Annotated in this window: 15 protein-coding genes; 8 read left to right on the forward strand and 7 right to left on the reverse strand. The window is 61.0% G+C overall.

Going from position 1 to position 14625, the window contains the following annotated elements; genetic code table 11:
* The first annotated feature begins 24 nt into the window (after positions 1-24).
* A complete protein-coding gene (scpA, locus tag AKV04_RS17300; RefSeq protein WP_054007666.1) occupies positions 25-2151 on the forward strand; it encodes a methylmalonyl-CoA mutase in 2127 nt (708 codons plus the stop codon).
* A complete protein-coding gene (locus AKV04_RS17305; protein WP_054007667.1) occupies positions 2148-2654 on the forward strand; it encodes an MAPEG family protein in 507 nt (168 codons plus the stop codon). Before scpA ends, AKV04_RS17305 begins: the two co-directional genes overlap by 4 nt.
* Here AKV04_RS17305 and AKV04_RS17310 read toward each other — a convergent pair.
* From AKV04_RS17310 to AKV04_RS17340, 7 genes are all read right to left on the reverse strand, one after another.
* Positions 2651-2869, reverse strand: coding sequence for a DUF4287 domain-containing protein (locus AKV04_RS17310; RefSeq protein WP_054007668.1), 219 nt, complete (start codon positions 2867-2869; stop codon positions 2651-2653). The two genes, AKV04_RS17305 and AKV04_RS17310, sit on opposite strands and share 4 nt — an antisense overlap.
* The gene (locus tag AKV04_RS17315) at positions 2870-3529 is read right to left on the reverse strand and encodes a ThuA domain-containing protein (RefSeq protein WP_054007709.1); all 660 of its coding nucleotides are present in this window, start codon (positions 3527-3529) and stop codon (positions 2870-2872) included.
* A gap of 114 nt (positions 3530-3643) precedes the next feature.
* Complete coding sequence (locus AKV04_RS17320) at positions 3644-4633, reverse strand: potassium channel beta subunit family protein (RefSeq protein WP_054007710.1); 990 nt, start codon at positions 4631-4633, stop codon at positions 3644-3646.
* Between the two features lie 76 nt (positions 4634-4709).
* The gene (gene proS, locus AKV04_RS17325; RefSeq protein WP_054007669.1) at positions 4710-6047 is read right to left on the reverse strand and encodes a proline--tRNA ligase; all 1338 of its coding nucleotides are present in this window, start codon (positions 6045-6047) and stop codon (positions 4710-4712) included.
* 228 nt (positions 6048-6275) lie between these two features.
* Positions 6276-6800, reverse strand: a complete 525-nt coding sequence (locus AKV04_RS17330) for a helix-turn-helix transcriptional regulator (protein ID WP_054007670.1) — start codon at positions 6798-6800, stop codon at positions 6276-6278.
* A 7-nt stretch (positions 6801-6807) separates the two neighbouring features.
* The gene (locus AKV04_RS17335; RefSeq protein ID WP_054007671.1) at positions 6808-7464 is read right to left on the reverse strand and encodes a cytochrome b/b6 domain-containing protein; all 657 of its coding nucleotides are present in this window, start codon (positions 7462-7464) and stop codon (positions 6808-6810) included.
* Positions 7464-7730, reverse strand: a complete 267-nt coding sequence (locus tag AKV04_RS17340; RefSeq protein WP_054007711.1) for a PepSY domain-containing protein — start codon at positions 7728-7730, stop codon at positions 7464-7466. The genes AKV04_RS17335 and AKV04_RS17340 overlap by 1 nt, the downstream gene beginning before the upstream one ends.
* Before the next feature lie 268 nt (positions 7731-7998).
* Between AKV04_RS17340 and AKV04_RS17345 the strand changes: the two genes are divergently transcribed.
* From AKV04_RS17345 to AKV04_RS17370, 6 genes are read left to right on the forward strand one after another with little or no spacing between them, the layout of a single operon-like run.
* Complete coding sequence (locus tag AKV04_RS17345; RefSeq protein ID WP_054007672.1) at positions 7999-9078, forward strand: AI-2E family transporter; 1080 nt, start codon at positions 7999-8001, stop codon at positions 9076-9078.
* Positions 9075-9746, forward strand: coding sequence for a P-loop NTPase family protein (locus tag AKV04_RS17350; protein ID WP_054007673.1), 672 nt, complete (start codon positions 9075-9077; stop codon positions 9744-9746). Before AKV04_RS17345 ends, AKV04_RS17350 begins: the two co-directional genes overlap by 4 nt.
* A gap of 44 nt (positions 9747-9790) precedes the next feature.
* Positions 9791-11953 carry an RNA degradosome polyphosphate kinase gene (locus AKV04_RS17355; RefSeq protein ID WP_054007674.1) on the forward strand — a complete coding sequence of 721 codons (2163 nt, stop codon included), beginning with the start codon at positions 9791-9793 and terminating at the stop codon, positions 11951-11953.
* A gap of 51 nt (positions 11954-12004) precedes the next feature.
* Complete coding sequence (locus AKV04_RS17360; RefSeq protein ID WP_054007675.1) at positions 12005-13540, forward strand: Ppx/GppA family phosphatase; 1536 nt, start codon at positions 12005-12007, stop codon at positions 13538-13540.
* Complete coding sequence (locus AKV04_RS17365; RefSeq protein WP_054007676.1) at positions 13540-14154, forward strand: VOC family protein; 615 nt, start codon at positions 13540-13542, stop codon at positions 14152-14154. The genes AKV04_RS17360 and AKV04_RS17365 overlap by 1 nt, the downstream gene beginning before the upstream one ends.
* Complete coding sequence (locus AKV04_RS17370) at positions 14151-14624, forward strand: GNAT family N-acetyltransferase (protein WP_054007677.1); 474 nt, start codon at positions 14151-14153, stop codon at positions 14622-14624. The genes AKV04_RS17365 and AKV04_RS17370 overlap by 4 nt, the downstream gene beginning before the upstream one ends.
* Position 14625 lies beyond the last annotated feature (1 nt).

Genomic DNA, 14625 nt, shown 5'->3' on the forward strand with positions numbered 1-14625 from the left:
GCGTTGGCTGCAAGGGAGCAGAGCATGACTGATCTGAACGCATGGGCGGCTTTGGCCGCGAAAGAAATGAAGGGCGGCGACCCCGCTAGCCTGACGTGGGATACGCTGGAAGGCATCGCAGTGAAGCCGCTTTATACGGCGGCTGATGTTGCAGGCCTGCCGCAGATGGGCGAGATGCCGGGCTTTGCGCCGTTCACGCGGGGGGTGAAAGCGACGATGTATGCCGGGCGGCCTTGGACCATTCGGCAATATGCCGGGTTCTCGACGGCTGAGGCGTCGAACGCGTTTTATCGGAAAAATCTGGCGGCGGGGCAGCAGGGCGTGTCTGTCGCCTTCGATCTGGCGACGCATCGGGGCTATGACTCGGATCACCCTCGGGTCGAGGGCGATGTTGGCAAGGCTGGGGTGGCGATTGATAGCGTCGAGGATATGAAGATCCTGTTCGACGGGATTCCACTGGAAAAAGTGTCTGTTTCGATGACGATGAACGGCGCGGTGATCCCGATTTTGGCCAGCTTTATCGTGGCGGGCGAGGAACAGGGGGTGGATCGGTCCCTGCTGTCTGGCACCATTCAGAATGACATTCTGAAGGAATTCATGGTGCGCAACACCTATGTCTATCCGCCAGAACCTTCGATGCGGATCATCGCCGATATTATCGAATACACATCGGCGCATATGCCGAAGTTCAACTCGATCTCGATCTCTGGCTATCACATGCAGGAGGCCGGGGCGAATTTGGTGCAGGAATTGGCCTATACTTTGGCTGACGGGCGCGAATATGTGCGGGCGGCGCTGGCGCGCGGCATGAATGTCGATGACTTCGCCGGGCGGCTGTCGTTCTTCTTCGCCATCGGGATGAATTTCTTCATGGAGGCCGCGAAGCTGCGCGCGGCGCGGCTGCTGTGGCACCGGATCATGGCGGAGTTTGCACCGAAAAAGCTCGGCTCCTCGATGCTGCGGACGCATTGCCAGACCTCTGGCGTGTCCTTGCAGGAAGCCGACCCCTATAACAACGTGATCCGCACCGCTTATGAGGCGATGTCGGCGGTTTTGGGCGGCACGCAGTCCTTGCACACCAACGCTTTGGACGAAGCCATTGCTTTGCCTACGGAATTTTCCGCCCGGATCGCGCGGAACACCCAGTTGATCTTGCAGGAGGAAACCGGGGTGACGCATGTCGTCGATCCGCTGGCAGGGTCCTATTACGTCGAAAGCCTGACGCATTCTTTGGCGGAAGAAGCCTGGAAGCTGATCGAGGAAGTCGAGGCGATGGGCGGCATGACCAAGGCGGTGGCCTCGGGGATGCCGAAACTGCGGATTGAGGAATCGGCGGCGCGGCGGCAGGCGGCGATTGATCGTGGCGATGAGGTTGTGGTCGGGGTGAACAAATACAAACTCGCCAAGCAGGACGCGATCGACATTCTCGACATTGATAACGTGGCGGTGCGGCAAAACCAGATCGAACGGCTGCACGCCACGCGGGCGGCGCGCGATGAGGCAAAAGCGCAAGCGGCACTGGACGAACTGACCCGGATCGCGGGCCATGACGGCAATCTGCTGGCGGCAGCGATTGAGGCGGCGCGGGCGCGGGCAACGGTGGGGGAAATCAGCATGGCGATGGAGAAGGTGTTCGGGCGGCACCGCGCCGAGGTGAAAACCCTCGCCGGGGTTTACGGTGCGGCCTATGCGGGCGATGCGGGTTTTGCCGCGATTCAGGCGGATGTTGAGGCCTTTGCCGAGGAAGAAGGCCGCCGTCCCCGCATGCTGGTGGTGAAGATGGGGCAGGATGGCCATGATCGCGGTGCCAAGGTGATCGCGACGGCTTTCGCCGATATTGGCTTTGACGTCGATGTTGGGCCGTTGTTCCAGACGCCCGCCGAGGCCGCGCAGGATGCCATCGACAACGATGTGCATGTGGTGGGAATCTCGTCGCAGGCGGCGGGGCACAAGACCCTCGCGCCGAAGCTGGTGCAGGCGTTGCGCGATGCGGGCGCGGGCGAGATTCTGGTGATCTGCGGCGGGGTTATTCCGCAGCAGGATTATCAGTTCCTCTACGACGCCGGGGTGAAAGCGATCTTCGGGCCGGGGACGAATATCCCCGAGGCGGCGAAGGATATTCTTGATCTGATCCGCAAGGCACGCACATGAGCTTCAGTGCCAACCAGCGCGGGGTTTTGGTTGGCATGGTGGCATCGGTGATCTGGACGGCTGCGGTCTTCGCACTGGCTCCGGGCTGGATCACCCCCAGCGGCACGCCGTTGGAGCTGGCGGTGAAATGGCTGTGCCTGCCCGCGCTGGCGCTGCTGGCGATGATCGGGCGGATGGCAAATATGCGGTTTCTGGATGCCAGTTTGATTGACGGGCAGGACGGCGGCGCGGGCTCGGCGGCGGATCGGGCGCAACGTGTGCTGCGCAACACCACCGAGCAATGCGTGCTGGTGGCGTTGGCTTGGCCCGCGCTGGCGATCCAGTTTGCGCCCGCGCAGGCCGGGCTGTTTCCGGCGCTGGCGGTGACATTTCTGATCGGGCGGCTCGCCTTCACGCTGGGCTACGCGAAGGGTGCTGCGGGTCGGGCGTTTGGCTTTGGCCTGACGTTTTACCCGACCGTGGTGGTGGTGATCTGGGCCAGCTTGCGCGCGGTGCTGGGTTAGCTCGTCTTCCCCTTCAACAGCGCGAAGATTGCCATGGCATGGCCGTGGCCCAGATCAAACTCGGCCTTCAGCCAATCGGTGATCTGGGTAGCTTTAACGCCCGCAGCGATTCCATCAGCCGTGGCAAAGCCCTTCGCTTGCGCCAAGGCTTTGAAATCGGCGGGGGTTTTCCCGGTTTTGGCTTGGATATTGTCCAGATAGGCTTGGAACGACATTCACCCCTCCTGTTTTGCCGCCCACAAAAGCCCGCGCCGCATAAGTTCGCGGGCGGGGCCGTGGTTGATGACATCGGCCTGATGGCCCAAAGCGTTGTAATAGACCCGGCCTTGGCCCCAGAATTTCGAGAACACCACGGGCATCGCCACCGGGCCGTTCGGCGCATGAGGCCCGTCGACCACCGGGAAATCGCAGACCGCATGAACGTGCACGGCGGGGTCGACGTGCAGGTAGTATTGCTCGGTCGCTACATCAAAATCAGCGATCCCGGCCACCAGCAGATCGTCCGAGACCATCCGCACCCGGTAATTCAACCCGTCATTGCCCGGATGTGCCACCCATTGCGCCCCGGTCATGAACTGCCACAGCACGTCGGTACGAAAAGCGTCGCACATACCGCCATGACAGCCTGCCAGACCCACGCCCGCCGCCACCGCTGCCGCGACATTCTCGGATTGGTGCGGCTCAATGCTGCTCATCGTCCAGACCGGGACGATCAGGCTGAGGTCGGCCAAAACCCCCGGATCATCGAAACAGCCAAGGCTATTCGTGACCTCCACCTGCATCCCCGCCGCGCGCAGTTCCTCGGCGAAGAACGCCGCAACCTTATCCGGCTGATGGCCGTCCCAGCCGCCCCATGTGATCAGCGCTTTGGTCATGGTCATCCTCTGTGCTCAAATATCCTCGGGGGGAGGATTTGCCTGCAAATCCGTGGGGGGCAGACAGCCCCCCGACTTCGCCGCAGAGTTCCCACTGTTGGCAGGATCGTCAACCTAGAACCGTTGCGCTGCCGCTGGTTTATTGCCCATGATCGTCTCGATCTCGGCCATGACCTCGGGTGTCAGTTTGGCTTTATGCTGCAAAGCGGCGAGGTTATCGGTCAACTGGCTGGCACGCGAGGCCCCCAAGATCACAGTTGAGACACGCGGATTGTTCAGGCACCACAGCAGCGCCAGATGCGCCAGCGGTAGGCCTGCACGCTCGGCCAAATCGGCCAAGGCCCGGGTTTTCGCAAGTTTGTCCTGCCCCGCCTCCGAGGCCAGCATGTCCTTAAGCCATTCATAGCCGGGCAGGGTCATCCGGCTGTCGTTCGGGATCGCGGTGTTATATTTGCCGGTCAGGATGCCCGAAGCCAGCGGCGACCAGATCGTGGTGCCAAGGCCAACGCTGTCATACAGCGGCGCGTAATCTGCCTCGACCTTCTGCCGCTCAAACAGATTATACTGCGGCTGCTCCATCACTGGCGGCGTCAGACCCGCGGCGCGGGCGACCATATGCGCCTCGGTGATCTGCTGCGCCGACCATTCCGAGGTGCCCCAATACAGCACTTTGCCTTGGGTGATCAGGCTGTGCATCGCCCGCACGGTTTCTTCGATGGGGGTGTCAATATCGGGGCGGTGGCAGAAATAGAGATCAAGGTAATCGACTTGCAGGCGGCGCAGGGCGGCGTGGCAGGCTTCGGTCACATGCTTGGCGGAAAGCCCGCGCTGGGTGGGTTTCTCGCCGCCCCAGAACACTTTCGACGACACGACATAGCTGTCACGGGTCCAGCCTAGGCTGTGCAGGGCCTGACCCATCACCAGTTCAGAATTGCCCGCCTCATAGCCCTCGGCATTGTCGAAGAAGTTGATGCCTGCGTCATAAGCGATGGTCATCAAGGATTTGGCGTCATTGCCATCGATTTGTTTGCCGAAAGTGACCCAAGAGCCAAAAGAAAACTCGGAAACCTTCAGGCCAGATTTACCCAAGCGACGATAGTCCATGCGGATACTCCAAATGAAAATGCCCTGTGCAGGCGGTTTGCACAGGACATAAGGCATTTGCGATGGAATGTTAGGCTCAGACGCCTGCGTAAATCTCGGCAATCCGGGCGACGGCGGCTTCTGGCGTGAGTTCTTCCGAAACCCCGGTGCGGCGCGAGGTTAGTTCAACCAAGCCATTCGCCAAGCCTCTTGGCCCGACGGTGATGCGCCACGGCAGGCCGATCAGGTCCATCGTGGCGAATTTCGCCCCGGCGCGTTCTTCGCGGTCATCGTAGAGCGCCTCAAGGCCCTGCGCTTTGAGGGCCTTATAAAGGCCCTCGCAGGCGGCATCGGCTGCGGCATCGCCTTGTTTCAGATTGACGATGCCAACCGGGAACGGGGTGACGCCTTCGGGCCAGATGATGCCCTTGTCGTCGTGGCTTGCCTCAATGATCGCGCCGAGCAAGCGGGAGACGCCGATGCCGTGTGAGCCCATCTCGACCGGAACTTTCGACCCATCTGCGGTGACGACCGTGGCACCCATGGCTTCGGAGTATTTGGTGCCGAAGTAGAAGATCTGCCCCACTTCGATCCCCCGCGCCACCTTGCGGCGGTCTTCGGGGATGGCGTCGAACAGGGCTGCATCGTGGGTCTCATCGGTGCGGGCGTAGAGGGTGGTGAATTCTTTGCAGACGTTTGCGACTTCCTCGCGGTTGTCGTAATCGACCTCACGCTTGCCAAGCCGCAGCTCGGTCACGGCGCTGTCGAAGAATACCTCGGATTCGCCAGTTGCGGCCAGCACCAGAAACTCATGGGTATCCTCACCGCCAATCGGGCCGGAATCGGCGCGCATCGGGATCGCGGTCAGGCCCATGCGTTCATAGGTGCGCAGGTAGCTGACCATATGGCGGTTGTAGGCGTGCAAGGCGGCGGCTTTGTCGACGTCAAAGTTATAGCCGTCTTTCATCAGGAACTCGCGGCCCCGCATCACGCCGAAACGTGGTCGCATCTCGTCGCGGAACTTCCACTGGATGTGATAGAGGGTCAGCGGCAAGTCTTTGTAGCTGTTGACATGGGCGCGGAAGATGTCGGTGATCATTTCCTCGTTGGTCGGGCCATAGAGCATCTCGCGATCCTGACGATCCTTGATGCGCAGCATTTCCTGACCGTAGTCGTCGTAGCGGCCGGATTCGCGCCACAGATCAGCCGGTTGCAGGGTGGGCATCAGCAGGGGAATGTGACCCGCGCGCTCTTGTTCCTCGTTCACGATCTGTTGGATGCGGTTCAGCACCCGCAGGCCCAAGGGCAGCCATGAATAGATCCCAGCGGCTTGCTGTTTGATCATTCCCGCCCGCAGCATGTAGCGGTGCGAGACGATCTGCGCCTCGGCGGGGTTTTCCTTCAGGACGGGCATAAAGTAACGGGAAACGCGCATCGCGGCCTCATGAGATAGGGTTTGGGCTTTCCTAACGGGTTGAGGGGGGGCAGGCAAGCGGCGGGTTTGGGGGCGGGCTTTGCGGCGGCAAGCGGTTGTCCACGCGTGGACACGCTATCCGATTTATTGTTTTCAATGGGTTACAATGGCGTATTCAGAGTTTCTTTACCAATGGCCGCACCGCGTTTGGTGCAAACCGAAGGTGCCAAAAGGCGCTGTGCCGCTGGATCAGACCAGTGGAGGATCGCCGGGCAAGCCTTCGGCCAGCAAATCCTCGACGAAATGGGCGGCGAATTGGGCGCGGCCACTGATGCCAGCCTTGCCATAGATCGCGGAAAGCTGGGCGCGCACGGTGCCGGGGGCGGCGTTGCGGGCAGAGGCGATTTCCGCCACGTCGAGGCCCTTCAGCGCGAGATAGGCCACGTCGCGCTCGGCTTTGCTGAGTTGCCATGTATCAAACTGGCGCTGCACCACCTGATGCATTTCACCACTGGCCTTGGCGATGGTGGCGTCTTGGTCCTGCTGATGGTTAAGCGCGCGGCGCAGTTCCAAGGCACCCAAGGCCACCCCCAAGATCAGCGACAGTGTCACCAGCGTTTGCATCCACAGTTGCGGGCCGAAGCCATCTTCCCCCCATTCCGACAGGGCATTGGCGACAAAAAACACCGCCGCCGAGGTTTGCAACAGCACCACCAGCGCAAGCACGGCGGGGCGGCCGCCCTTGCTGTCTTTCAATCCGCTGAGAAAGGTCATCGGCTGCTTACTTCCCGAATTTATCTTTGCGGCGTCCCACCAGCATTGCTGGAACCAGATTGTGTCGCATCATCACGCTTTCCACGATCACGCCGCCAATATGCAGCGCCACCAAAAGCAGGATCAGGTTGGCGGTAATTTCGTGCACGTCTTTCACCCAACCAGAGCCTTCCTCCTCGCCACCCTCGCCTGCATCGGCGGTTTTCACAAGCTGCGACCAATCTCCACTGTCGATAATGGCTTGGCGTTCGGCCACCGCGAAGGGATTGGGGCCGGACATGGTCAAACCCGTCGCCACCATGACAGCGATGCAGGCCCATAAGGCATAGGCCATCAGTGCCCCGGCCGGGTTGTGTGAGGCGTAGCTGCGCGGTTTGCCCACAAAAAGCTGTTTTACATGGCCGATGGCGGCTAAGGGATTGGGCGGGAAGGCAGAAAACCGGGCTTCCGGGTTGCCTACGATGCCCCAAGCCATGCGCAACACCAGCAAGACCAGCCCGCCCCAGCCAAACCAGACATGCACCGGACTGCCGCCCTTGGTGAAGACCTCATTGGCCAGAATGACGATGACGATGCCCCAATGGCTGATGCGCACGATGCGATCCCACAGGATCGGTGGGCGCGGGGCCGGGGGGCGGGTGCCCCCCAGTTCTGCTTGTGCCATCAATCGTTGCTTCCTTTGATGGTCAGAATCGCGCCGTTGGCCGGGTCGATGGTGATATCCATCTTCTTGGAGGTGGCGGCGTCGGTGCAAATGGCTTCGATCTTGCCATCTTCGGATTCAAAGGCGTTGACGGGGCAGCCAGCTTTTTCCAGCGCAGCCTTGGCAGTGTCGGCGTTGGTGCCGACGATATCGCCCACGGCGGGCATCGCAGAGGCGGCAAACGGGGCAGCAAGCAGGGCAAGGGTCAGAAGCAAAGTGCGGGTCATCGGATCGTCCTTTTGATCGTGAATGTGCCAGAGATTGGCAAGCCCTTCGCCGCGGTGTTGCGGCTGGGGCATGGCCTGAGATGTCAGGCTCTGGCAGGAGATTCTATTGACCTGCGGCTTAGTCTTGCGGGCATAAGCGCGTGCTTATGGGATTTTTGGCGCGCTTAGGCTGGCTTGCAGCGGGGGAAAGCCTGCCGCGCCATGCCCGCCCCCTTGCAACGCAAGCCTCCAAAGGCGATATGTCTGGCGAGCGAAAAGGGGCGATGACATGGCACATCCGGTGCGCGAGCAGGTGAAATACTGGTGCATCGCTTTGCTGGTGTTGTTTGCGCTGCTGCTTTTGCTGGGCTCGGTGATGCTGCCTTTTTTGGTTGGCGGTGCGCTGGCGTATTTTCTGGACCCGGTGGCGGATAGGTTGCAGCGCTGGGGATTAAGTCGCGTGGCGGCAACCACGGTGATCACGCTGGTGGGCCTGCTCGCGATGGTGCTTTTGGTTTTGTCGGTGATCCCGACGCTGATCCAGCAAACCTCGGCTTTAATCAATGCGGCGCCCGAAATTGCCCGGCGTTTGCAAGGCTTTATGATCGAGAAATTCCCGGAATTGACCGATAGCACCTCGACCATCCGCACCACATTGGCCGAGATTGGCGCGGCTATTCAAGCCAAGGGCGCGGCTCTGGCGCAGGGGGTTTTGACCTCGGCGCTGAGTTTGCTGTCGGCGGTGGTGTTCATCGTCGTGGTGCCAGTGGTGACGTTTTATATGCTGCTCGACTGGGATCATATGGTGGCGCGGATTGATGCGATGCTGCCGCGCGATCATGCCCCGGTGGTACGGCGCTTGGCGGGGGAAATCAACGATGCGCTGTCGGCGTTTGTGCGCGGGCAGTTGACGGTGTGTCTGACCTTGGGCGCGTATTATGCCACCGCGCTGATGCTGGTGGGCTTGCAGTTTGGGCTGGTGGTGGGGGCGATTGCGGGCGCGATCACCTTTATTCCTTATATTGGTGCGCTGGTCGGCGGGGCTTTGGCGATTGGTCTGGCCTTGTTCCAGTTCTGGGGCGATTGGGTGTCGATTGGTCTGGTGGCAGGGGTGTTCGCCATCGGACAGTTCCTTGAGGGCAATGTGTTGACGCCGAAACTGGTGGGCAAATCGGTGGGGCTGCATCCGGTCTGGCTGATGTTTGCTTTGTCGGTGTTCGGGTCTTTGTTCGGCTTTGTTGGCATGTTGGTGGCGGTTCCGGTGGCAGCGGCGATGGGGGTGCTGATCCGGTTTGCAATTGCGCAGTATCAGGCGAGCCTGTTGTATCAAGGGGTTACCGGGCAGCCGGGCGATGAGGACGACGCGTGAGCCGTCAGCTCGCCTTTGACCTGCCCAGCGGCGAGGCGTTTCGGCGGGCGGATTTCTATGCCTCGCCCGCCAACGCGCAGGCTTTGGCTTCGGTAGAGGCTTGGCAGGATTGGCCGGGTGGCAAGCTGGTGCTGGTGGGGCCTGCGGGGTCGGGCAAGACGCATCTGGCGCATATCTGGGCGACATTGGCGGGGGCTGAGGTGATTTCGGCCGCCAAACTGCTGGAAACCGATCTGCACGATCTGGCGCAGGGCCCGGTGGCGGTCGAGGATGCGGACACGATTGCGGGCGACCGCGAGGCTGAGGTGGCGTTGTTCCATCTGCACAATCTGCTGAATGGGCGCGGGCTGTTGGTGACGGCGGCGAGTGCGCCGCGCGATTGGCGGCTGGGATTGCCGGATCTGCTGAGCCGGATGCAGGCGGCACCCGTGGCGCAGTTAAATCCGCCGGATGATCTGCTGCTGTCGGCGGTGCTGATCAAGCTGTTCGCCGACCGTCAGATCGTGGTGCCGCCGAACCTGATCTCTTACCTTGTGTCGCGGATGGACCGCTCGATTGCCGCCGCGCGCGAATGGGTGAAGTTTCTCGACGCCCGCGCGCTGGCTTTGGGCCGCCCGGTGACGCGGGCATTGGCCGCCGAGGTGCTGGACTTGGCGCAGGCGGGGTGAGACTATGTCACCGATGCGTTACCTTTGATCAGCATGAAGGCCCGATGACCCAATCCGATTTTCTAAAGCACGACTTCCCCGCCGCTGTTGAGGTGCCCGAGGCCGACATCACCGGCCCGCGTCGGTTTTTCAACCGCGAACTCAGCTGGTTGGCGTTCAACTGGCGGGTGCTGGATGAGGCGTCAAACCCCGCCGTGCCGCTGCTGGAACGGCTGCGGTTTTTGTCGATCTCGGCGACAAACTTGGATGAATTTTACACCGTGCGGGTGGCGGGTCTGCGCGCAAAGGTGCGGGCGCGGAACATGACTCCGTCGGAAGATGGTCGCTCGGCTGCCGAACAGTTGACGCTGATCCATGCCAATGCCCGGCGCTTGATGCACACTCAGCAGGCGGTGTTCAACAAGCTGAAAAAGCTGATGGATGTGCAGGGGATCACGCTGCTGACGCGCTCTAAACTGACAGTGCGCGATCTGAAATTTTTGGAAGATCACTTTCTGAACAAGGTGTTCCCGGTTTTGTCGCCCCTCGCGATTGACCCGGCGCACCCGTTTCCGTTCATCCCGAACACTGGGTTTTCGCTGGCCTTGCAGTTGGAGCGCGAGACCGATCATCGCAGCCTGCAGGCGCTTTTGCCGATCCCGCAGCAGATCGCGCGCTTCGTGCGACTGCCCGACAAGGATGGCGAATATCGGTTTTTGCCGCTGGAAGAACTGCTGCTGATCCATCTGGATATGCTGTTTCCGGGCTACACCGACCGCGGGCATTGCCTGTTCAGGGTGCTGCGCGATAGTGATCTTGAGGTCGAAGACGAGGCCGAGGATCTGGTGCGCGAGTTTGAAACTGCGCTGAAACGGCGCAGGCGCGGCGAGGTGATCCGGCTGAAGCTGTCTTCCGGCGCGCCGCCCGAATTGCGCGCGCTGATCATGGAAGAACTGGGCGTGACGCCCGATGAAATGGTCGAGGTGCGCGGGCTTTTGGGCGTCGCCGATCTGAAGGAACTGGTGCTGTCGTCTCGGCCTGATCTTTTGTGGCCACGGTTTACCCCAAGGGTGCCGGAACGAGTGCAGGACCATGATGGTGATCTGTTTGCGGCGATCAAGCAGAAGGATATTCTGCTGCATCACCCCTATGAGACCTTTGATTTGGTGATCAATTATCTGGAACAGGCGGCGCGCGATCCGAATGTGCTGGCGATCAAACAGACGCTCTATCGCACGTCATGGGACAGCCCGATTGTCGCCGCTTTGTGTGAGGCGGCGGAGGCGGGCAAGTCGGTAACGGCGCTGGTTGAGCTGAAAGCGCGGTTTGACGAGGCGGCGAATATCCGGCAATCGCGGCGGTTGGAGCGCGCCGGGGCGCATGTGGTTTATGGCTTTATGAACTACAAAACCCACGCCAAAATCTCGACCGTGGTGCGGCGTGAGGGCGAAAATCTGGTCACCTACACGCATTATGGCACCGGGAATTACCACCCCATTACCGCGAAAGTGTATACCGACCTGAGTTTCTTCACCTGCGATGCCGCTCTGGGGCGCGATGCGACGCGGGTGTTCAACTATCTGTCGGGCTATGTCGAGCCGCAAGGGCTTGAAAACCTTGCAATTTCACCGTTCACCCTGAAATCGCGGCTGCTGGAGATGATTGCCACCGAGGCGGATCATGCCCGCGCCGGGCGACCTGCGGAAATCTGGGGCAAGGTCAATTCTCTGATCGACCCGGATGTGATTGACGCGTTTTATGCGGCCTCCAAAGCCGGGGTGAAGATCAGCCTTGTGGTGCGCGGGATTTGCGGTGTTCGCCCCGGAATCAAAGGCTTGTCCGAGAATATTCGGGTGAAATCCATCGTTGGGCGATTCCTAGAGCACAGTCGGATCATCTGCTTTGGCAATGGTCATGGCTTGCCCTCCAAACAGGCGCGGGTGTTTATCTCCTCGGCGGATTGGATGGGGCGCAATCTGACGCGGCGGGTGGAAACCTTGGTGGAAATCCACAATCCAACCGTGCAGGCGCAGATTGTCGGACAGATTATGGCGGCCAATCTCGCCGATGAGACGCAATCCTGGGTGTTGCAACCCGGCGGCGCTTACAAGCGCGAGCAGGTGCCTGTGGACGGCAGCGCTTTCAACTGTCACCGTTTCTTTATGGAGAATCCTTCGCTGTCCGGCCGCGGCACGGCGGGCGCGAAGGATGTTCGAAACCTTGCCTGAAGCCTCTGCGACATGACGATTTGCGGCTGAATGACCTGAACGGAAATACCTATGACCGAAGACCATGACGACGATCACGGCCCGTTTGGCCGCCCTTTGTTTGACGACCCTTCGGCGCGGGCCTTAAGCCGCGTCGGGGTGGTTGATGTCGGATCAAACTCGGTGCGGATGGTGGTGTTTGATGGCGCGGCGCGGAGCCCGGCCTATTTCTACAACGAAAAGCTGATGTGCGGTCTGGGCAAAGGGCTGGCGGAAACTGGCAAGTTGAATCCAGAAGGGCGCAGGCGGGCGCTGGTGGCGTTGAAAAGATTCTCGTTGCTGGCCAAGGGAATGGGGATTGAAACGCTGACGGTTGTGGCGACGGCTGCGGCGCGTGAGGCGTCTGACGGCCCGGCGTTTCAGGCCGAAGTGCTGGCGCAAACTGGGTTGAAAATCTGGGTGGTGGACGGCGACGAAGAAGCCCGTCTGTCGGCGCAGGGCGTGCTTTTGGGCTGGCCGGAGGCGAAGGGGATTGTCTGCGATATTGGCGGCAACTCGATGGAACTGGCGAAAATCGGCGGTGGCACGGTGGGGCAACGGGTCTCTACGCCGCTGGGGCCGTTTCGGTTGCAGCAGGTGGGCGACACGCCGAAAAAGCGCGCCGCCCATATTGATAGCATCCTGAAAGACTGTCAGGCGCGGCTGAATTCGGAAGGCGAGCGGATTTTTCTGGTCGGCGGCTCGTGGCGGGTGATCGCGCGTTTGGATATGGAGCGGCGCGGCTATCCGCTGACAGTTTTGCACGAATATCGTATGCTGCCCAATGACTTGCTGGAAACGCTGGATTGGATTGCCGCCAGCGATCTAAGCCAGCTGCGCAGTAAAACCGGCACTGGGGTGGAGCGAATGGAGCTGGTGCCGCTGGCCTGCGAGGTGATGCGCGAGCTGATCAAGATGCTGAAACCGTCGGAGATTGACGTCTCGGCTTACGGCATCCGTGAGGGGCTCTTGTTTGAGCAGATGCCGGAAAAACTGCGCGCCCGCGACCCGCTGATTGAGGCGGCGCGGATGGCAGAGAAGCTCTCGTCGCGGATACCGGGGTTTGGCAAGAAGCTCTATGAATTCCTGCTGCCTTTGTTCGCCGAGGTGAGTGAGGAGCGGCTGCGGCTGATCAAGGCGGCTTGTTTGCTGCATGATACGACATGGCGGGCGCACCCGGATTACCGTGCCGAGGCGTGTTTTGACAATGCAACACGGACGAATTTGGGCGGTTTGGATCATCCGGGCCGGGTGTTTTTGGGGCTGGCGCTGCTGCATCGCTATAAAAACAGCCGCAACGGCTCGCGGATGGAGCCACTGTTCAAGCTGCTGCGCGAGGATGAATTGCAGGATGCCGAGGTCTTAGGCAAAGCAATGCGGTTTGGCGCGATGTTTTCGGTCGGCGATCCGGGGCGGGCGGGGCGGCTTGTCTGGCAGCCTGCGACGCGGCTGTTGGAACTGCAACTGACCGAAGAAGGTCGCGGGCTATTTGGCGAGGTGGCCGAGGCGCGGTTTATGTCGCTGGCGCAGGCGTTGAAGGCGCAAACCACTTTGGGGGTGAAGGCGTGATGCTTCAGTTTGATCATCTCGCGGTATCGGCGCTGGATTTGGCCGAAGGCGTGGCTGCGGTCGAGGCGGCTTTGGGCGTGGCGCTCGCGGGGGGGGGGCAGCACCCGCATATGGCGACGCATAATCGGCTGTTGGGGCTTGGCGATTTGTATCTGGAGGTGATCGCGGCAGACCCGGCGCAGGTCGCCCCGGTTTGGCCGCGATGGTTTGATTTAGACAATTTTCAAGGCGGTCCAAGGCTCACAAACTGGGTTGCATGTTGTGATAGTATAAGCACTGCGGTGGCGGCTAGCCCGGCTGGGGTAGGGATTCCGGTGGCGTTGCAGCGCGGCGATTACCGTTGGCAGATGGCGGTGCCCGCCGATGGCAAGCTGCCGTTTGACGGCTGCTTCCCGGCTTTGATCGAATGGGCGGGAGCTTTGCATCCGGCGCGGGCGTTGCCGGAAAGTGGCGTGCGGTTGCAGCGGTTTGAGATTGCGCATCCCGAGGCGCGGGCGTTGAAAGCTGCGCTTACGGGGGTGTTTGAGGATGCCCGCGTGGTGATCGTGCCGGGGGTAGCGAAGGCGATGCGGGCGACATTTACCACCCCGCATGGGCTGCGTGTGCTGGAATGATCCGGGCGGCTTTGCCGGAAGATGCGGCTGCACTGGCGGCTTTGTGGAACCCGTGGATCCGCGATACGGCGGTGACGTTCAACTCGGCCGAGAAGTCTGAGGCCGATCTTCTGGCGATGATTGCGGCGCGGGAGTGCTTTCTGGTTTACATCAACAATGGCGTGCAAGGCTTTGCGACCTATAGTCAATTTCGCGGCGGCCCCGGCTATGCCACCTGCATGGAACACTCGGTGATCCTGTCGCCCAACGCGCGCGGGATGGGCGCGGGGCGTGCGTTGATGGTGGCGGTGGAGGATCATGCACGGGCCGCTGGTGCGCATCAGATGATTGCGGGCGTGTCGGGAGAAAACCCAGAAGGCCAGCGGTTTCATGCAGCCCTTGGCTATCACGAGATCGCGATCATTCGCGAAGCGGGCTTCAAATTCGGCCGGTTTATGGATCTTGTGCTGATGCAGAAATTCCTGTCCTGAC

This window comes from Cypionkella psychrotolerans (assembly GCF_001294535.1).
Classification (GTDB): domain Bacteria; phylum Pseudomonadota; class Alphaproteobacteria; order Rhodobacterales; family Rhodobacteraceae; genus Cypionkella; species Cypionkella psychrotolerans.